Here is a 19,443-nt window from a genome sequence, read left to right as displayed (position 1 = left end):
ATGAACCTATTCGGCACATTGAGGGCGCCGCGCGAACTGCTCTTCGGAGCCGGCCAGCGCCATGCGCTCGGGAGCGTCGCGGCCACGCTCGGCCGGCGTGCGCTGGTCGTCACCGACACGCGCCTTGCGGCAGACGCCGATTTTCGCGCGCTGGTCGGCCAGTTGGAGGCCGCGGGCCTCGCGGTCCTCATCGACAGCTCCACCCTGCCGGATGTGCCCGTCGATTCGGCCATTACGAGCGCCGAGAATGCCGTTAAATTCGGACCGGACCTCGTGATCGGTATCGGCGGCGGGTCCTGCCTGGATATGGCGAAATGCGTGGCGCTCCTCCTCGCGCATGGTGGGCGGCCGCAGGACTATTACGGCGAACATACCGTGCCGGGCCCGGTGCTGCCGCTGATCGCAATACCGACCACCGCTGGAACAGGGTCTGAGGTGACACCGGTCGCCGTGCTATCGGATGCCGAGCGCAGCCTGAAGGTGGGCATTTCCAGCCCCTATCTCATCCCGACCGTGTCGATCTGCGATCCCGAACTGACCCTCTCCTGCCCACCGGGTCTGACCGCGATTGCCGGTGCGGATGCGCTGACCCACGCCATCGAGGCCTTCACCGCGATCCGGCGCGACCCGGTTCCCGGCATTGCGCTGCAACGTGTGTTCGTCGGCAAGAATGCGCTGTCCGATCAGTTTGCGCTGAGCGCCATCGGTCTTCTCTGGCAGGGGCTCGAAGCGGCCTGCAAGGATGGCGCCGATCGGGCCGCCCGCGAAAAGGTCATGCTCGGTGCGACGCTCGCCGGCCTTGCCTTCGGCGTGGCCGGTACGGCCGCGGCCCATGCCATCCAGTATCCCGTCGGCGCGCTCACCCACACCGCTCATGGTCTCGGCGTCGCCTGCCTCATGCCCTATGTCATGACCTGGAACCAGCCGGCTATCGGGCCGGAACTTGCGCAAATCGCCGACGCGGCGGGTCTCGACGGCCCCGAGGACGTCATTTCGGCCCTTGCCGCGCTGTTCGAACGGATCGGCATTCCCGTCACCCTGCGTGATCTCGGCCTTTCCGAAGACCGGATCGACTGGGTGGCCGAGCAGAGTTCCGGTATTGCGCGCCTCATCCAGAACAATCCCCGCCCGCTGAACCCGCAGGAGATGCGCAACCTCGTCGCCGCCGCCCATGGCGGCGACCGCGCCAGCCTGATCTGATCTGAAAGGACAATGCCATGACGTTCCACGCCAAAGTTTCCGGCTACGCCGATCCCGCACTTCACGTCCAAGGCCTTTATATCGGTGGCAACTGGATCAAGGGCGACGGCATATCGGTTCTCGATCCGTCGACCGGGAAGCTGCTTGCCGAAGTGGCCAACGCCTCGATCGACGATGCCCGCCGCGCGGTCGATGCCGCCGAGGCCGCTGCTGCCGGGTGGCGCGCCACCCCTGCCCGCCAGCGCGCCGAAATCCTGCGCCGCTGGTTCCAGCTCATGACGCAGCATGCCGAGGAACTGGCCACGCTGATCTCGCTGGAGAATGGCAAGGCGTTGCCCGATGCGCGCGGTGAGGTCGCCTATGCCGCAGAGTTTTTCCGCTGGTATGCCGAGGAGGCCGTGCGCATTCCGGGTGAATACCGCCATACGCCGTCGGGCTCGCATAACATTCTCGTCGATCACGAGCCGATCGGTATTGCGGTCCTCATCACGCCGTGGAACTTCCCCGCCGCCATGGCCACGCGCAAGATCGGCCCGGCGCTTGCCGCCGGCTGCACGGTCATTCTCAAGCCGGCATCCGAGACGCCGCTGACGGCTTATGCCATGGCGCGCCTCGGTGAAGAGGCGGGGGTCCCGCCCGGCGTCGTCAACGTGCTCACCACCACCAATCCAAGTGGCGTGACGAATGCCATGCTGGCCGATCCGCGCGTGCGAAAACTCTCCTTCACCGGTTCCACCGGTGTCGGCCGCACGCTCCTGGCCGAAGCCGCCAAGTCGGTCGTCAGCTGCTCGATGGAGCTCGGCGGCAATGCCCCCTTCATCGTCTGCGACGATGCGGATCTCGAGTCCGCTCTCGACGGCGCTATGATCGCGAAGATGCGCAATGCCGGGGAAGCCTGCACTGCGGCCAACCGCTTCTATGTGCAATCCGGCATTCATGATGCCTTTGTCGCCGGCCTGACAGCCCGAATGTCAGCGCTGAAGATCGGTCCCGGCTACGATCCGGACACGCAATGCGGCCCGATGATCACGACGAATGCCGTGCGCAAGATCGATCGCCTCGTTTCCGAAGCGGTGGCCGCGGGTGCCCGTGCGACCACTGGCGGCAAGCCGCTTGTGGAAGGCGGCTATTTCTATCCGCCGACCGTATTGGAAAACGTCCCGGTCGATGCCGCCATTGCCCGGGAGGAAATCTTTGGTCCCGTCGCCCCCGTCTACAAGTTCGAAACCGATGACGAGGCGGTTCGCCTTGCCAATGACACGGAGTATGGTCTGGCCGCCTATATCTATTCCGGCGATCTGAAACGGGCCCTCAAGGTCGGTAAGCGTCTCGAAAGCGGCATGCTCGGCATCAACAGGGGCCTGATGTCGGACCCCGCGGCACCCTTCGGCGGTGTCAAGCAGAGCGGCCTCGGCCGTGAGGGCGGCGTGACAGGTATTCTGGAATTCATGGAGGCGAAGTATTACGCCGTCGAGTACTGACGCAGGGGAGCCAAGAGGATGACGTCACAGGATCTCTACCGCATTCGCGACTTCGTGCCGGATTTCGATGCGATTGCCGCCGAGTTTTCCGCGCGCAGCCGGGCATTTTCGGTCAATGCGGATGTGCTAGCCGATCTGCGCTACGGCGCGCGGCCGCGGGAGGTACTGGACGTCATCCTGCCAGAACGCCCGAAGGCCGGCGCGCCGCTGCATGTCTTCGTCCATGGCGGATACTGGCGTTCCGGCGAAAAGGAGAACTATCGCTTCGTCGCCGCGCCGGTTCTGGCCGCCGGCGGCGTCGCGGCCCTTGTCGAGTATGATTTCATGCCCGGCGAGCGTCTCGATGTTCTCGTCGATCAGGTGCGGCGCGCCGTACTCTGGCTCCAGGAGCATGCGCGGGATTTCGGCGCTGATCCCGCGCGCCTGACCGTCAGCGGCCATTCGGCGGGCGCGCATCTCGCCTCATTTCTTGCCGCGACGGGGTCCGGCGAAAAGGAGGTTCCAAAGCTTCCTGTCCTGAAAGGGCTTTTCCTGCTCAGCGGCATCTACGACCTCTCGGGCATTCCCGGAAGCTTCCTGCGGGACGAGGCGAAGATGACGCCCTCGGAGGCGTCGGCGTGGTCGCCTCTGACGGCAAGCCAGCATGCCTGCCCGCTGCGTGTCATCGCGTTCGGTGCCGAGGAAACGACGCCCTTCCTGGAACCAGCGGCGGAGTTCCAATCCCGTTTGAACACTCAGGGCGAGGCCGGGCAGTTTCTCCCGCTGCCCGGCCTCAACCACATGACGGTGGTGCTGGATCTTGCAAACCCGCTCGGCCTGGCCGGCGCCCGCATTGCGGATATGGTCGCGTCGCGCTGACGCGATCCGGGCGGTCGGCAAAGCCGCGCCGCGCCTTTCTCCCGCGCCTTTTCGACAAAGCTGCAAATGTTGCCGGCATTTTCCCCGCGAAAATCCCATTCTCTGGATTTTCGCGTGCCGTTGTCGTGTCAACGGCATCGATTTTCCTGAAATATACTCCGATAAAATAAACGAATTCAGTTGGTTGAGTATTCTTTCCACCGAGGCGCTGTCCCGGGATTGACAAGGTTCCGGGGGTCGTGATGCCATGCTAGCAACATATGTGAAATAATATCACTTATGTTGCTCTCTGGGAGAGAGGGCGATTTTCGGTTTTTTAGGGAGGAATCCATGAACACGCGTCGTACATTTCTTGCCGGCCTCGCCGGTGCCGTTTCGGTTCTGTCCGTCATGGCGCTTTCGCCTGCCGCCGCTCATGCCGAAGGCCTCAAGATCGGCTTCAGCCAGGTCACGCTGCAGTCGCCCTTCTATGTGCAGCTGAAGAACGGCGCGGAAGCCGCCGCCAAGGCGTCCGGCGACACGCTCGTCTTCCTCGACGCCAATGGTGACGTCAGCAAGCAGAACAACGATATCCAGGATCTGATTACTCAGGGTGTGAGCGCAATCATCATCAACCCGGTCAATCCGGAAGCGGTCGCACCGTCGCTCGAAGCCGCGGCTGCTGCCGGCATCCCCGTTATCACCGTCGACCGCCCCGTCACCGGCGGCAAGGTTGCCGCCCATGTCGGCCGCGACAACAAGGCGATGGGCAAGCTGGTCGGCGAAGCCGTCGTCGCGAAGCTGAAGGCCGATGGCGTGACCGGCGCCAAGGTCATCGAGATCCAGGGCGATGCAGGCGGTGCGGTCATGATGGACCGTCGCGATGGTTTCCACGCCGCGCTCGAAGGCTCTGGCCATACCATCGTCGAAGGCCCGTATGCGGAATATATCCGCGCGAATGCCGTGACGGCCATGCAGGACCTGCTTCAGGCCAATGCCGACGTGAAGGTCGTCTACGCCCATAACGACGACATGGCGCTCGGCGCCATGCAGGTTCTCAAGGAAAACGGCCGCGACGACGTCCTCATCGCCGGCGTTGATGGCCTGTCGGAGGCGCTGGAGGCCATGGCTGACGGCAAATACGTCGCCACTGCGCTGAACGACCCGCAATATCTCGGCGACGTGACCATCCAGGTCGCACGCGAAGCCGCTGCCGGCAAGACGGTTCCGGCCTTCGTCGATGCCGGCACGGCCCTCGTGACGCCCGACAAGGTCGGCGAATACCCGCACAAGGAACTGTTTGCGGAATACCGGCCGCAGGTTCTCGACAAGTAACTCCCAGGGCGGTGGGGGGAGCCTCGGCTCCTCCCGCTTTTCCGAACGCTGGTGGTTTTCCGCCGGCGCAAGTCATTTCGTTTTCAAAGGAACCCCTTCATGCGCGCCGCCGTCCTCTACACGCCCGGAGACATCCGCCTCGAAAATGTCGACAAGCCCGTTCCCAAGGCAAACGAGGTGCTGCTGCGCGTGGCGGCCGTCGGTGTTTGTGGATCGGACCTGCCGCGCATGCTCATCAAGGGTGCGCACAAGATGCCCATCATCTGCGGCCACGAATTCTCAGGCCATATCGAGGAACTGGGCGCATCGGTGACCGGCTTTGCCAAGGGTGACCTCGTCACGGTTCCGCCGATGCTGCCCTGCGGCACCTGCGACCAGTGCGCGACCGGCAATTTCTCGCGGTGCCGCAACTACGATTACTTCGGTTCGCGCCGTGACGGCGCCTATGCCGAATGGGTCTGCGCGCCGGTCGAAAACCTCCTGAAGGCGCCCGAAGGCTGCGATCCGCGTGCCGCCGCCATGGTCGATCCCGCCTCGATTGCCCTTCACGCCATCTGGAAGGCCGGCGGCGTGCGCATGGGCGATCGCGGCGCAGTCATCGGCTGTGGCCCCATCGGCCTCTTCGCCATTCAGTGGATGCTGCTGATGGGCGCGCGCGAGGTCGTTGCCATCGATGTTTCCGAGGAAAAGCTGGAACTTGCCCGGCAGGCCGGCGCGACGCATGCCTTCCTCGCCGGTGCCGAACTGCCCAAGGAACTTCTCGCCGACATCATCGTGGAAGCTGCAGGGCATCCGACATCCGTCAACGCCGCCGTCAGGCTGGCCGCGCCGGGCGGTCATGTGGTGTTCATCGGAATTCCTGTCGGCGAGGTGCCCCTCACCAATGCCGCCTTCCAGCATTTCCTGCGCCAGGAGGTGTCGCTGCATGGCTCTTGGAACTCCTTCGGTGCGCCCTATCCCGGCCCGCAGTGGACGGTGACGCTGGACAAGCTTGCGTCCGGTGCGCTGAAGTGGGAGTTCATGATCACACACGATCTGGATCTGGAGGAACTGCCTGCGATTTTCGAGCGGCTTCGCACCGACCGCGAATTCTTCTTCTCGAAGATCATGTTCCACCCCTAACGGGGTGCCCGGCGCTGGAGGCGTTGCCGGGCGACGGAGAAATTAGGGAGGATCATCGGTCATGGCTCATATCCTGAGCTTCGACTTCGGTACGGGCGGCCTTCGCGCCGGCGTCTACGAGACGGACCGGCGCCAGATGCTGGCCCAGGCGGAGGCGCCCTACGCGACGCATTACCCGCGCGCCGGCTGGGCAGAGCAGTCTCCCGCCGGATGGCGTGCGGCTCTGCGCATGGCCGGTCGTGCCGCGCTCGAAAAGGCGGGCCGGCGGACCGTCGATGCGGTCTGCACCGCCACGACCGCCTCCACCGTGGCTATCTGCCGCCGCGACGGCACGCCGCTGTCGCCGGCTCTGCTCTGGATGGACTGCCGCGCGGAAGCCGAAGCACGCGAGACGGCGAGCCTTGATCACCCCGTCATGCGTTATTGCGGTGGTTCTGACGCCGTCGAATGGCTGGTGCCCAAGGCCATGTGGTTGAAGCGCAACCGACGGGACATCTGGGATGCCGCCGAGGTCGTATGCGAGGCGCTCGACTACGTCAATTTCGACCTGACCGGCGAATGGGTCGGTTCGCGAATGAACGCTGCCTGCAAATGGAACTACGACAGCGCCGCCGGCCAGTTCGTGCCAGAGGTCTACGAGGCCTTCGGCATCGCGGACCTGACCGAGCGCCTGCCGCAGCGCATCGTGCCCGTCGGCGGCGTGATCGCGCCCATGCGTGCCGCCATGGCGGCGGAGCTGGGGCTGGAGAACCGGCCCATCGTCGCCCAGGGCGGTATTGATGCCCATATCGGCATTCTGGGCGCAGACACCATCGAGCCGGGCGGCATGCTGTTCATTGGCGGCACCTCCATCGTCCAGCTCGTTCAGTTGGCGGAAGAGTCCGACGTTTCCGGCTTCTGGGGCCCCTATCCCAACGCGCTCAACGACGGTCGCTGGCTGGTCGAGTGCGGACAGGTTGCGGCCGGCTCGATGCTCAACTGGCTTGCCGGCGAAATGTTCGGGTTGGATGCTGCAGGCCATGCCGCGCTGATCGCCGAGGTCGCGGCCAATCCATCGCGATCGGAAGGCCTGCTGGCGTTGGATTACATGATGGGCAATCGCACGCCCTACCGCGATGCAGCACTCCGCGGTGCGCTGATGGGGCTGACGCTGGGCCACACCCGCGCGGATGTCTATGCCGCGTCTATCGATTCGATCGCGCTTGGCTCGGCCAATGTGCTTTCGGTGCTGAAGGCACGCGGTGTTGCCGTCGACCGTGTCATGATGGCGGGCGGCATCGTCAAGAATGCGGCCTGGCTTCAGGCGACGGTGGATGCCATCGGCCAGCCGGTGCAGGTCGCGCGCGAGGACAATCTCTCGCTCGTCGGCACCGCGGCGGCCGCGGCGGCCGCCATCGGCGCCTTCCCGGATCTTCGGGCTGCTGCCGCTGCTTGCGTGGCGCCGTCAAAAGAACTCCTGCCCGATCCGGCACGCGCCGAATGGTTCCAGAAGATGTTGCCGCTCTACCAGGATGCGACGGAACGTCTGCGGCCGGTCCTTCACCAGCTGGCAAGCCGCCAGAGGGAGGCGTGACATGGCCGAACGCAACCCCTATTCCGCACGCCTGCCCTCCTCCGACCAGCGCGATCACCTGATTGTCCAGGTCGCCAAGCTCTATTACGATCTCGACCGCACCCAGTCGGAAATCGCAAACGAACTCGGTCTTACCCGCTGGCAGGTCGGCAAGCTGCTGACCGAGGCGAAAGAGGCGGGCATTGTCCGCATCGAGATCACCCCGCGCGCCGGCCGAAGGACCACGGTCGAACTCGAATTGCAGCGCAGCTTCGGCGTCAAGGAAGCCATCGTGGTGCCGACGGGCGAGATCGACGATCCCAGCCTCGTCATCGACAGCGTCGCCCAGGCCGCCGCCACGCATCTGGCGAGCCTCAGCCCCAAGCCGAAGCTGATCGGCGTCAGCTGGGGGCGCACGATGTCGGCGGTCGCCCGCGCGCTTCCGAAGGACTGGTGCCCGGGGCTTCATGTTGTGCTCGTCAACGGATCGACCGCGCTAACAGCGACGAGCAGCCGCAATTCCGCCGTGGCGGAGGAATTCGCTCAGTCGACGGGCGGCCGCGCGACACTGCTGCCCGTGCCGGCGATCATCGGCTCTAAATCCACCCGCCAGGCCCTCGAACAGGACCCCATTCTCGGCCGTGTTCTGGCGCTGGCGGAAGAGGCGCCCGTCCTCTGCTTCGGTCTCGGGGGCCTCACATCCCAGTCGGTTCTGCTCGGCTCCGGCTATCTCGGCGACGAGGACATCGCGCGGCTGCGCAATCTGGAGGCCGTTGGTGACATCATGGGCCGTTTCGTCGATCGCAACGGCCGCATCGCCGACATGCAGCTCGACGATCGCACCATCGGTCTGAGGCTGGAGGCTCTAGCGACCAAAGAGCGGGTGATCGGCGTCGCGGCAGGCGAGGACAAGCACCGTATCGCGGCGGCCTGCCTGCGCGCTGGCTACGTCACCGATCTCGTGACCGACGAGGTTACCGCGCGCCGCATTCTGGAGGAGGGCGTATGACGCCGGACGTATTGACCATCGAGGGCCTGTCGAAACGGTTCCCGCCCAGCATCATCGCGCTCGACGAGGCCAATATTGCCGTGCGCAAGGGCGAGGTCCACTGCCTTCTCGGCGCGAACGGTGCCGGCAAATCGACCTTCCTCAAGCTTATCGCCGGCGCCTTGTCGCCATCGGCCGGCAAGATTCATGTGGACGGCAAGCCGGTGCATTTCCGCGCGCCGGCGGAAGCGGCCCGGGCCGGCATCTCCATGATCTATCAGGAACTGGACCTCGTGCCGCAGCTGACGGTCGCGGAAAACCTCTTCCTCGGCCATCCGCCGTCGCGCTTCGGCTTCCTCGACAAGCGAAGCCGCCGCGTTCAGGCACGAGAGGCGCTTGCCCGCGTCGGTGCGAGTTTCACGCCGGAGGACCGCGTCGGCAGCCTTTCCATCGCCAACCAGCAGTTGACGGCGATCGCCCGCTCGCTGACACGCGAGGCGAAGGTCATCATCATGGACGAGCCTTCGGCGGCACTCAACGAGACCGAGCTGAAAGCCGTCTTCCGCGTCATCCGTGAATTGACGGCCCAAGGTGTCGCCATCCTCTATGTCAGCCACCGCCTGGGTGAACTACGCGAAATCGGCGACCGGGTGACCGTGCTGCGCGGCGGGCGCACCATCGAGACCTTCGATGTCGAGGGTACGCCCGACAGCGCGCTGGTGGAAGCCATCCTTGGACGCGATCGCGGCTTCGTCGAACGCCGCGATCGCCCGCCTGTAACAGGCGAGGTCATCCTGAAGGTTGATCGTCTGACGGCAGCGCATGGCCTCGATATCCAGAATTTCGAATTGCGTCGCGGCGAGATCGCCGGCCTCACCGGACTGAATGGCTCCGGCCGGACCTCTTTCCTCAAGGCGCTGTTCGGGGCCGATCCGCATGAGGCGCGCATGTCGCTCTACGGCAAGCCCTACAAGGCAAAGACGCCGCGCGATGCCATTGCTGCCGGCCTCGGCCTCGTGCCGGAAAGCCGCAAGACGGAAGGCCTCATCCTCGACGCGCCGATCTATCGGAACGCTACGCTACCCGCCATGCAGGGCCAGTTCCTCGCAAGGCACGGTCAGCTCAAGGCGAAGACGGTGCCGGTGCTCAGGCAGCTTTCCACCAAATACGGCTCACCCGAACAGAAGGTCATCCAGCTCTCGGGCGGAAACCAGCAGAAAGTCGTGCTGGCGAAATGGATCATCAAGGGCGCGAAGCTCCTGCTGCTCGACGAGCCCTCGCGCGGGCTGGACATCGGCGCCAAGGCCGATCTCTACCGGCTGGTCGACGAACTGGCCGCCGATGGGGCGGCCGTCATCGTCGCCTCGTCCGAGCTGGAGGAGCTCTACGCCGCCTGCGACACGATCTGGGTGTTCCATGAGGGGCGCAACATCGCCCGCTTCGACCCCGCCACCACCGATCAGGACACGATCCTGAAACATCAGATTCTCGGAGACCACCATCATGACTGACATTGTGACGGGCGTTGCGCCGGCACGCACTTCCGGGCGTCGCATCGCCGACCTTCTGATCGAGTACAATTTCATCGCGATCTTCCTCGTCGTCGTCGCGATCGCCGCGATAGTGTCGCCGAACTTCCTGACACCCACCAACATTGCCAACCTGTTCCAGCAGGCGGCCGTGGTCGGCGTCGTGGCCGTTGGCATGACCTTCGTCATCCTCACGGGCAATATCGATCTTTCCGTCGGCTCCGTCGTGGCTTTGTGCGGCATGCTCGTCGCCGTTCTCCTGGCGGGCGGCATGCCTATCCTGCCGGCGCTTGCCATCACCATTCTGACCGGCGCGCTTGCCGGCGCGGTCATCGGCCTCATCACGGCGCTGGCCGAAGTGCCGAGCTTCATCGTTTCGCTCGCCGGCCTCGTCTCGTTTCGCGGCATCACCTATCTGCTGACGGACGGTGTGCCCGTCTCGGGTCTGCCGCCATCCTTCGGCGCGATCTCCTCGACCATGGTCCCGGTCCTGCCAGGCCTGCAGGTCAGCTCGATGGGCATCATCTTCGTCGTGCTGTGCATTGCCGCCGGCGCGCTGCTTCGCCTGACGGTATTCGGCGAGTCCGTCTATGCGACGGGAGGCAATGCCGAGGCAGCGAGGCTTTCAGGCCTGCCGACCACACGCATCCTCGTTCTCGTGTTCACAGTGTCCGGCATCATGAGCGCGCTTGCCGGTATTCTTCTGACATCGCGTCTGCGCATCGGCCAGCCGACCGCCGCGCAGGGGCTGGAACTTGACGCCATCGCGGCGGTGGTGCTTGGTGGCACATCGCTGTTTGGCGGACGCGGCGGCGTCCTCGGAACGTTCTTTGCCGTCATGTTGCTGCAAGTGCTGCGCAATATCTTCAACCTGCTCGGGCTCGGTTCCTTCTACCAGATGACCGTAACGGGCCTGATCATTGTCGCGGCCATTCTTCTCAACCGCTTCATCGACATTCGCAGAGGCCGGGCATGAAACCCCAAGAAAAATCGCTGGAATCCACCATGACAGATCATTTTCCCCGCCCTGAGGGCACGCCGCTGACGCTCGACTGGTTCGAGACACACGCGGTCAACCTGTCGGCCGCGCAACGCCGCGCCGCGAGCCTGCCGACCCGGCGCTCGGTCAAGAAGGACTGGCAGGCGGCCTGGCTGCTGCGTGCGATCACCTGCATCGATCTGACCACGCTTGCCGGCGATGACACGGAAGGCCGCGTCCAGCGGCTCTGTGCCAAGGCGAAGGCACCGGTGCGCGCCGATATCCTCGAAGCACTCGGCATCGAGCGCCTGACGGTTGGCGCGGTCTGCGTCTACCCGACCATGGTGGGCCATGCGGTGAAAGCACTGGAGGGCAGCGGCATTCCCGTTGCCTCCGTTGCGACGGGCTTTCCTGCCGGCCTGACGCCGCTGCCGCTCAGGCTGGGCGAAATCCGCTATGCCGTCGAACAGGGCGCCAAGGAAATCGACATCGTCATCACTCGCGAGCATGTGCTGCGCGGCAACTGGTCCGCACTCTACGACGAGATGCGCCAGATGCGCGAAGCCTGCGGCGACGCCCATATGAAGGCGATCCTCGCGACCGGCGACCTGAAGACGCTTTCCAACGTCTACAAGGCATCCGTGGTCGCGATGCAGGCGGGCTCGGATTTCATCAAGACCTCGACGGGCAAGGAAGACGTCAATGCGACGCTGCCAGTCTCGCTCACGATGGTGCGGGCACTGCGCGACTACAAGGACCGCACCGGCCAGATGGTCGGCTTCAAGCCGGCCGGCGGATTGAAGACTGCCAAGGACGCGATGAACTGGCTGATCCTCATGAAGGAGGAACTCGGCACGCGCTTCATGATGCCGGATCTTTTCCGTATCGGCGCCTCCTCCATGCTCGGCGATATCGAACGCCAGCTCGAACATCACATTACGGGCCGCTACTCGGCCGCCAACCGCCACGCGCTGGCCTGAGGTTAGACCATGCCTTCCATCAAGGACATTATGCAGACCATGGAATACGGCCCCGCTCCCGAAAGCAATGCAGAGGTCAAAGCCTGGCTTTCCACCCGCTCCGCCGGCATTGGCCACTTCATCGACGGGAAGTTCACGAGTGCTGACGGCGATCTCATCGATGTCGTCAATCCCGCGACGGAGGACGTCATCAGCCGTGTTGCCAAGGGTAGCGCAGCGGATGTCGATGCGGCTGTCGCGGCCGCGCGCGCAGCATTCCCGAAATGGTCGGCGCTGCCGGGCCATGAGCGTGCGAAGTATCTCTACGCCATCGCGCGTCACATTCAGAAGCGTGAACGCTTCTTCTCCGTGCTCGAGACCATGGACAACGGCAAGACGATCCGCGAGACCCGCGACATCGATATTCCGCTTGTCGCCCGCCATTTCTATCACCATGCCGGCTGGGCCGAGCTCGTTGCCGACGAGTTCCCACAGCACAAGCCCGTCGGCGTCTGCGGCCAGATCATTCCGTGGAACTTCCCGCTGCTGATGCTGGCGTGGAAGGTCGCGCCGGCGCTTGCGGCCGGTAACACGGTCGTGCTGAAGCCGGCCGACCTCACGCCGATGACCGCGCATGCCTTCGCCGAGCTTCTCGTCGAGATCGGCCTTCCAGCCGGCGTCGTCAACATTGTCCAGGGTGACGGCGAGACTGGTGCCGCCATCGCCGGCCATCCCGATATCGACAAGGTCGCCTTCACCGGCTCGACGGATGTCGGGCGCCTCATCCGCCGCCAGATCGCCGGCTCGGGCAAGAAGCTCAGCCTGGAACTCGGCGGCAAGTCGCCCTTCATCGTGCTGGAGGATGCCGATCTCGATGCCGCCGTCGAAGGCGTCGTGGATGCGATCTGGTTCAACCAGGGCGAGGTCTGCTGCGCAGGCTCGCGGCTCCTCGTCCAGGAAGGTGTCGCACCGCGCTTCTTTGAAAAGCTGAAGGCCCGCATGGCGACACTGCGCGTCGGCGATCCGCTCGACAAGACGATGGACATGGGCGCCGTCGTCTCGATGAAGCAGCTTTCGCGCATCAAGGCACTTCTCAAGGCGGGTGAGCAGGAAGGGGCGACGCTCAATCTCGCCCCGGTGGCCCTGCCGGAAAAGGGCGCCTTCTGCACGCCGGGATTCTTTACGAACAGCCACCCCGCCAACAGCGTGTCGCAGGTCGAGATTTTCGGCCCCGTGGCAACCACACTTACATTCCGCACGCTGGACGAAGCCGTCGCGCTCGCCAACGATACCCGCTACGGCCTTGCCGCCTCGGTCTGGTCGGAGAACGTCAATCGCGCCATCGAACTGGCTGCGCGCGTCAAGGCGGGCGTCGTTTGGATCAACGCCACCAATATGTTCGACGCGGCGGCTCCCTTTGGCGGTTATCGTGAAAGCGGCTATGGCCGTGAGGGTGGTCGCACGGGCATGCTCGAATATCTCACCACCGGCTGGGACAAGCAGGGCAAGGTGCGCGCCGCCTCGGCCGCACCCATCGATGTCGCCCCCGCCACGGGCAAGGCCGACCACGCGACAATCGATGTGACGGCAAAGCTCTATATCGGCGGCAAGCAGGCGCGGCCGGATGGCGGCCAGAGCTACACGGTCTTTGGCAAGGGAGGTGCGGCCATCGGCGAGGCCGGCCTCGCCAACCGCAAGGATGTGCGCAACGCCGTCGAAGCGGCAAACAAGGCGGGCGCATGGGGCGGCGTGACCGCGCACAACCGCGCGCAGGTGCTCTATTTCCTTGCTGAAAACCTAGAGCAGCGCCGTGATGAATTCGTGGCCGCTCTCACTGCAACGGGCGCTGTGGCAAAGCCGGAGGACGAGTTCGAAGCCGCGATCCGCCGGTGCTTCTGGTATGCCGCGCAGGCCGACAAGTTCGACGGCAGCGTGACCGCGACCAAGTCGCAGCATGTGACGATGACAGTCAACGAGCCCTATGGAACGATCGGCGTCGTGGCGCCCGACGAGGCGCCGCTTCTGGCCCTTCTCTCGCTCATCCTGCCGGCAGTCACCATGGGCAACCGCGTCGTGGCGGTGGCCTCGCAGGCCCACCCGCTCATCGCCGCCCGCCTCTATCAGGTCTTCGAAACGTCGGATATTCCCGCCGGCGTCGTCAACCTGCTGACCGGTGAGCGCGACGTGTTGGCCAAGACGCTCGCCGAGCACGACGACGTGGCGGCGCTCTGGTATTGCGGCAGTGAGGACGGCTCGCGCATGGTGGAAGTCGCGTCGGCCGGCAATCTGAAGCCGGTCTGGTCAGATCTTGGTCGTTTGCGCGACTGGCGCGACCCGCGCTTCGGCCAGGGCCAGGAGTATCTGCGCCGCGCCAGCCAGGTGAAGACGATCTGGCTGCCCTACGGCGAATAATCAAGACAGGCGGGGAGCGATCGTCTCCCCGCCCCGCCGTCCCCGATCTCGATTTTTTGACACTCTGCGCCACGGCATATCGCATCCGCAGCGACCAGCGCATTCCAGGGCTTGATTCGTATTTGAATGGTGAATTCCCCTGTGGCAGTGTGCCACGCGGAGGAGACACGCATCATGATCATCGATACCCATCTGCATCTCGTCTACCGGGACCGTCTGACCTATCCCTGGCTTGCCGACGTGCCGCCTCTCAATGCTGATTTCCCGCAGGCACTCTATGCACAAGAGGCTAGGCGTCTCGGTATTTCGGCCTCGCTGCATATGGAGGTGGATGTCACCGAGGTGGACATCGCGCGCGAGACGATGGTTATCAAGGAGCTCGCCTCCGCGTCGGGCAGCCTGCTCGTCGGAGCCATCGCGAGCTGTCGGCCGGAGCTGCCGGGCTTCCCCGCCTATCTCGAAGGCGTGCGCGCCAATCCCTTTGTGCGCGGCTTTCGCCGCGTGCTGCATGTCGTGCCGGATGATCTGTCAGAAGGTGCTCTCTTCCGTGAAAATCTCGCGCGGCTTGCCGGCAGCGGGCTCACTTTCGATCTCTGCGTCAAACCGCATCAGATCCAGCGTGCGATTGCCCTTGTCGACCTCGTGCCTGACGTGTCCTTCGTGCTGGATCACTGTGGCGTGCCGGATATCGCCGGCGGAGGCTACGATCTGTGGAAAGGTCCGGTTGCCGAGATCGCCCGGCGGTCGAACGTGACGGTGAAGCTGTCGGGTATTCCGGCCTATGGTGCAGAAAACTGGACGTTGGAGGACCTGAAACCCTACTTCGCCCATGTCGCCAACTGCTTCGGGTTCGAGCGCATGGTGTGGGGCAGCGACTGGCCGGTCTGCACGCTTGGCGGCGGCCTGTCTACATGGCTCGGCGCCACGCACGCGCTTTTGTCGGGCGTCAGCCTGCCGGAAAAGGCCGGCGTTCTCTCCGACAATGCGCGCCGGTTATGGAATATCACCCCACGAGCTTAGTGCCGCGGTCAGAGCGTCTGCGGTGCAACGAACTGATAATAAGCCCAAACCAGCACGATTGCGGCAAGGATGGCGAGCCAGATGCGGCCCCCTTGCAGCCTTGGCGTGGCGGGCTTCTTCTCCGGCTGCGGCTTGCGGCGTTCGAACTTCACTATATTGTCGTCGTCCAAGGCGTTCCTCCCGCTACAGTGCTGCTGACTTACCGATGCTTGGCCATCCAATGCAAGGGGCGTCAGTCACGGCCGACTAGTCTGCCCTGCCGGAAATCGCCACGCGTTCGAAATGACCACGGCCGAGATGGCCGGCGCCGTCGCGTATATCGGCGGTGATGGCGGCCTTCAGTGCGTTGGCGTCCTGCCTTGCGATGGCTGTCAAGGCTTCCGCGTGACGATCGACCTGATAGGTCTGAGACAGGTTTTCGCCGGCCCGGCGCATGAAGGGGCCTAGCCGCAGCCAGAGAGATTCGATCAGGGGCAGCATCACCGTTCCGGGCCTTGCCTCGTACAGGGCACGGTGGAAGGCGAAATTGGCTTCCACCAGCCGGCGGAAATCACCCGCGGCCAGTGCCTCGTCTGCCTGCCGGTCGAATGCCCGCATGCGAGCGAGCCCTGGCTGATCGATATAGGGCATCGCGCGTTCGGCGGCGCGTGTTTCCAGCGCGATACGCGCCTCCAGCACCTCATCGAAGCCGGCGGAGTCCAGGTCCGGCACGCGGACCCGGCGATTGTCGAGCAGTTCCAGTGCGCCTTCGGACACGAGCCGGTGCAGCGCCTCGCGCACCGGCATGGCGCTGACGCCCAGCATCTCGGCGAGGCCGTTGATCGTCACCGGTTCGCCCGGTTCGAAACCGCCCGTCATGATGCTGTGCCGCAGCACGCGGTACACCCACTGCTTGGCGGATTCGCTCTCTTCCCGCTGCTCGCAAACCAGCATGCCCTACCTCCCGTGCGCAGCTCGGCCCTTCTGTTTCTACAGGCCGACTTAGGGCTGAATTCTCAGCGGACTGCACGCAGAACTGATAATGTTGCGAAGCCGAAAATGACCCTTTACAGATTTGATCAAATTATGATTTGTTGTGATCATAAGCAAGACAAGCATATCACATAAGAGCCGTGATCGACGGTCAGACAATGGTAAGCCGGCGATCCGGACAGAGGAAGTCTCGGGTGTCGGTCGACGAACGGGGAACCGATGACTGAATCGCGAACGACTGCGGCGCATGGCGGTGCCATTGGCCTGCATGGTATCAAGAAATGGTTCGGAAACTTCCAGGCCGTGGACAATGTCACGCTGGATATCCGCCCCAATGAATTCTTCACGCTCCTCGGCCCGTCGGGATGCGGAAAGACCACGCTTCTGCGCATGATCGCCGGTTTCGAAATGCCGACCGAAGGGCAGGTCCTGCTCGACGGGGCCGACATTTCGGGGCTTCTGCCCAACCAGCGCCCGGTCAACACGGTCTTTCAGAACTATGCCCTCTTCCCGCACCTCACAGTGGCGGAGAATATCGGTTTCGGCCTGAAGATGTTAGGCCGCCCGAAGGCCGAGATAACGTCCGTCGTCAACGACATGCTGAAGCTCGTCCATCTCGATGGACGCGGCCACAATCCGGTCACCCAGCTTTCCGGTGGCCAGCAGCAGCGCGTGGCCCTCGCGCGGGCGCTCGCGCCTCGACCGAAAGTTCTCCTGCTCGACGAGCCGCTGTCGGCACTCGATCTCAAGCTTCGCAAATCCATGCAGATCGAGCTGAAGCGTCTTCAACTGGAGACCGGCATCACCTTCGTCTTCGTCACCCACGACCAGGAAGAAGCGCTCACCATGTCGGACCGCATCGCGGTCATGTCGGCGGGAACGGTTCGCCAGGTCGGTTCGCCCTGGGATATCTACGACCGCCCGGCCGAGCGTTTCGTCGCCGACTTCATCGGCGAGACCAATTTCCTTTCCGCCGATGTCGTCTCGGTTGCAGATAACAGGGCGCGTGTGCGTCTTTCCTCCGGCGCTGAAATCTCAGCAAGCTTCCCGGCTGACGTTACGCCGAGTGGATCCGTCACCGTCGTGGTTCGGCCCGAACATGCGCGCGCGGGCGTGCCGACGGATACGTCTGCACTACGAGGCGTCGTGCACGATATCGTCTATCTCGGCACGGATACGCATGTTCATGTGCACCTCGACGACGGCACGGCGTTCATGGTCCGCCAGCAGAATGCGCGCAGTGGCCATTGCGGCTTTTCCAAAGGCGATACGGTCGGCATCGACTTCAGCGACGACGTCGCTCAGATTCTGAGGGACTGACGATGAATGGCGCAGAACAGGTCGCGATCGAGGCCAGAAAACAGGATATCCGCTCCCGCTGGCTCCTGAGCGCACCGGCCCTGATCATCATCTTCGTGGCGGCGATCGGGCCGCTCTTCGTGATGCTGCTGTATTCCTTCCTGGTCAAGGGCGATTACGGCGATGTCAAACCCTGGGAATTCTCGCTCGACGGCTGGACCTCGGTCTTCTTCCAGCGTGACATCTTCGACGATACGCTCGGGCTGGCGGATGCGCATGTGTCGATCATCTGGCGCTCCATCCAGCTATCGTTCTTCACCACGATCCTCACCCTGATCCTCGGCTTCCCGACCGCCTATTTCATTGCGACACGGCCGCCGCATACCCGCGAAATCTGGGTTTTCCTCGTCACCATCCCGTTCTGGACGAACCTTCTGATCCGCACCTTCGCCATGCAGCAGGTCATCCGCAACGAGGGCCTTCTCAACAATGCGTTGATATGGCTCGGCATCATCAAGAGCCCGCTGCAGATCATCTATACCGACACTGCCAACCTGCTCGGCATGACCTATGTCTATCTGCCGCTGATGGTGCTGCCGCTCTATGCCTCCATCGAAAAGCTCGATTTCCGGCTGGTCGAGGCTGGCTACGATCTCTACGCGACACGCTTCCAAGTGCTGCGCAAGATCGTCATCCCGCTGGTCAAGCCCGGCATCATCGCCGGCTCGATCCTGGTCTTCATCCCGTCGCTCGGCGCCTATGTCATTCCGCGCGTTCTCGGCGGCGGCAAGAACATGATGCTCGGCAACCTGATCGAGATGCAGTTCGGCGCCGGCCGCAACTGGCCGCTTGGCGCGGCCATGTCGATCACGCTGATGATTCTCGTGATGGTGGCGCTGATCGTCTATGTCCGCAACGCCTCGCGCGGAGGGGCCGGGCATGTTTAGGTCGCGTTTCGACATCAAGTCGCAGCCGGGATTCGGCTTCATCACGCTTTTCACCTTCTTCGCCCTTTATCTGCCGATCGGCGCGTTGGTGGTTTATTCCTTCAATGACGCGGAATCGCTGTCGCAATGGGGCGGTTTTTCCGGCCGCTGGTTCGTAGCGGCGTGGCAGAACTCTGCCGTGCAGGATGCGGCGATCCGCTCTCTGATCATCGCGCTTTGGGCAGCGAGCCTCGCGACGATTGCGGCCCTGATGGCAGCACTCGCGACAACCCGTACCGCGCCCTATCGCGGTCAGACGTTAAAGTATGCGATGATCAACCAGCCGCTGATGGTGCCGGAGATCGTTACCGCCGTTGCGCTGCTGATCGTGTTCTCGCGCATCAAGGTCTGGACCGGATATTCCGGCCTCGGATACCTCGTCCTCGCGCATACCGCCTTCTGCATTCCCTTCGCCTACCTGCCGATCCGTGCGCGGCTGGAGAGCATGGACCTTACGCTGGAACGGGCGGCGGCGGATCTCTACGCCTCGCGCTGGCAGACCTTTCGTCATGTCACGCTGCCGCTTTTGCGACCGGCTGTGATCGCCGGTTTCATGTTGGCCTTTGTCATTTCGCTGGACGACGTTGTGATTACCGAGTTTGTCAAATCTGGCGGGCAGGATACGCTACCGACCTACATGCTCGGACAGCTGCGCCGCGAAACCACGCCCGAGATCAACGCGATCGCCACCGTGTTTCTCGCGCTTTCGACCGTGCTGGTCGTGATCTTCTTCTTCATCAACCGGAAAAAACAATAGCCAAATCCGACAGAC

At 63.8% G+C, this 19,443-nt stretch carries 17 protein-coding genes; 15 read left to right on the top strand and 2 right to left on the bottom strand.

Going from position 1 to position 19,443, the window contains the following annotated elements:
* From MKI86_RS17630 to MKI86_RS17575, 12 genes are all read left to right on the top strand, one after another.
* A complete protein-coding gene (locus tag MKI86_RS17630; RefSeq protein ID WP_241603396.1) occupies nucleotides 1-1,200 on the top strand; it encodes an iron-containing alcohol dehydrogenase in 1,200 nt (399 codons plus the stop codon).
* Nucleotides 1,201-1,217: 17 nt separating this feature from the next.
* Nucleotides 1,218-2,681 (top strand): NAD-dependent succinate-semialdehyde dehydrogenase, encoded by a 1,464-nt coding sequence (locus MKI86_RS17625; RefSeq protein WP_241603393.1) that lies wholly within the window; start codon nucleotides 1,218-1,220, stop codon nucleotides 2,679-2,681.
* Nucleotides 2,682-2,699: 18 nt separating this feature from the next.
* Nucleotides 2,700-3,539, top strand: a complete 840-nt coding sequence (locus MKI86_RS17620) for an alpha/beta hydrolase (RefSeq protein ID WP_241603390.1) — start codon at nucleotides 2,700-2,702, stop codon at nucleotides 3,537-3,539.
* Between the two features lie 330 nt (nucleotides 3,540-3,869).
* Nucleotides 3,870-4,853 carry a substrate-binding domain-containing protein gene (locus tag MKI86_RS17615; protein WP_241603386.1) on the top strand — a complete coding sequence of 328 codons (984 nt, stop codon included), beginning with the start codon at nucleotides 3,870-3,872 and terminating at the stop codon, nucleotides 4,851-4,853.
* A gap of 99 nt (nucleotides 4,854-4,952) precedes the next feature.
* On the top strand, nucleotides 4,953-5,975 hold the full coding sequence (locus MKI86_RS17610) for a galactitol-1-phosphate 5-dehydrogenase (RefSeq protein WP_241603383.1): 1,023 nt from the start codon (nucleotides 4,953-4,955) through the stop codon (nucleotides 5,973-5,975).
* Nucleotides 5,976-6,036: 61 nt separating this feature from the next.
* Nucleotides 6,037-7,548, top strand: a complete 1,512-nt coding sequence (locus MKI86_RS17605) for an FGGY-family carbohydrate kinase (RefSeq protein WP_241603380.1) — start codon at nucleotides 6,037-6,039, stop codon at nucleotides 7,546-7,548.
* Between the two features lies 1 nt (nucleotide 7,549).
* Nucleotides 7,550-8,536: a sugar-binding transcriptional regulator gene (locus MKI86_RS17600; RefSeq protein WP_241603377.1), complete on the top strand. Its 987-nt coding sequence runs from the start codon at nucleotides 7,550-7,552 to the stop codon at nucleotides 8,534-8,536.
* Entirely contained in the window at nucleotides 8,533-10,026 is a 1,494-nt protein-coding gene (locus tag MKI86_RS17595; protein WP_241603374.1) for a sugar ABC transporter ATP-binding protein, read from the top strand. The genes MKI86_RS17600 and MKI86_RS17595 overlap by 4 nt, the downstream gene beginning before the upstream one ends.
* Complete coding sequence (locus tag MKI86_RS17590) at nucleotides 10,019-11,020, top strand: ABC transporter permease (RefSeq protein ID WP_241603370.1); 1,002 nt, start codon at nucleotides 10,019-10,021, stop codon at nucleotides 11,018-11,020. The genes MKI86_RS17595 and MKI86_RS17590 overlap by 8 nt, the downstream gene beginning before the upstream one ends.
* Before the next feature lie 29 nt (nucleotides 11,021-11,049).
* The gene (gene deoC / locus MKI86_RS17585) at nucleotides 11,050-12,003 is read left to right on the top strand and encodes a deoxyribose-phosphate aldolase (protein WP_241603367.1); all 954 of its coding nucleotides are present in this window, start codon (nucleotides 11,050-11,052) and stop codon (nucleotides 12,001-12,003) included.
* 9 nt (nucleotides 12,004-12,012) lie between these two features.
* Nucleotides 12,013-14,394: an aldehyde dehydrogenase family protein gene (locus MKI86_RS17580; RefSeq protein ID WP_241603364.1), complete on the top strand. Its 2,382-nt coding sequence runs from the start codon at nucleotides 12,013-12,015 to the stop codon at nucleotides 14,392-14,394.
* Nucleotides 14,395-14,568: 174 nt separating this feature from the next.
* Nucleotides 14,569-15,414, top strand: a complete 846-nt coding sequence (locus MKI86_RS17575) for an amidohydrolase family protein (RefSeq protein ID WP_241603361.1) — start codon at nucleotides 14,569-14,571, stop codon at nucleotides 15,412-15,414.
* An 8-nt stretch (nucleotides 15,415-15,422) separates the two neighbouring features.
* Here the strand turns inward: MKI86_RS17575 and MKI86_RS17570 are convergent, their stop codons facing one another.
* A complete protein-coding gene (locus MKI86_RS17570) occupies nucleotides 15,423-15,584 on the bottom strand; it encodes a hypothetical protein (protein ID WP_241603358.1) in 162 nt (53 codons plus the stop codon).
* 76 nt (nucleotides 15,585-15,660) lie between these two features.
* Complete coding sequence (locus tag MKI86_RS17565) at nucleotides 15,661-16,347, bottom strand: GntR family transcriptional regulator (protein WP_241603355.1); 687 nt, start codon at nucleotides 16,345-16,347, stop codon at nucleotides 15,661-15,663.
* A 258-nt stretch (nucleotides 16,348-16,605) separates the two neighbouring features.
* Here MKI86_RS17565 and MKI86_RS17560 point away from each other — a divergent pair, with 258 nt between their 5' ends.
* Genes MKI86_RS17560 through MKI86_RS17550 form a run of 3 tightly spaced genes read left to right on the top strand, consistent with a single transcriptional unit; the run spans nucleotide 16,606 to nucleotide 19,428 of the window.
* Complete coding sequence (locus MKI86_RS17560) at nucleotides 16,606-17,706, top strand: ABC transporter ATP-binding protein (protein ID WP_241603351.1); 1,101 nt, start codon at nucleotides 16,606-16,608, stop codon at nucleotides 17,704-17,706.
* Between the two features lie 2 nt (nucleotides 17,707-17,708).
* A complete protein-coding gene (locus MKI86_RS17555) occupies nucleotides 17,709-18,632 on the top strand; it encodes an ABC transporter permease (RefSeq protein ID WP_241603348.1) in 924 nt (307 codons plus the stop codon).
* On the top strand, nucleotides 18,625-19,428 hold the full coding sequence (locus MKI86_RS17550) for an ABC transporter permease (protein ID WP_241603345.1): 804 nt from the start codon (nucleotides 18,625-18,627) through the stop codon (nucleotides 19,426-19,428). The genes MKI86_RS17555 and MKI86_RS17550 overlap by 8 nt, the downstream gene beginning before the upstream one ends.
* Nucleotides 19,429-19,443: the final 15 nt, after the last annotated feature.

Source organism: Shinella sedimenti (genome assembly GCF_022601905.1).
In the GTDB taxonomy this organism is placed as follows: domain Bacteria; phylum Pseudomonadota; class Alphaproteobacteria; order Rhizobiales; family Rhizobiaceae; genus Shinella; species Shinella sedimenti.
This window is presented reverse-complemented; position numbering and strand designations above follow the sequence as displayed.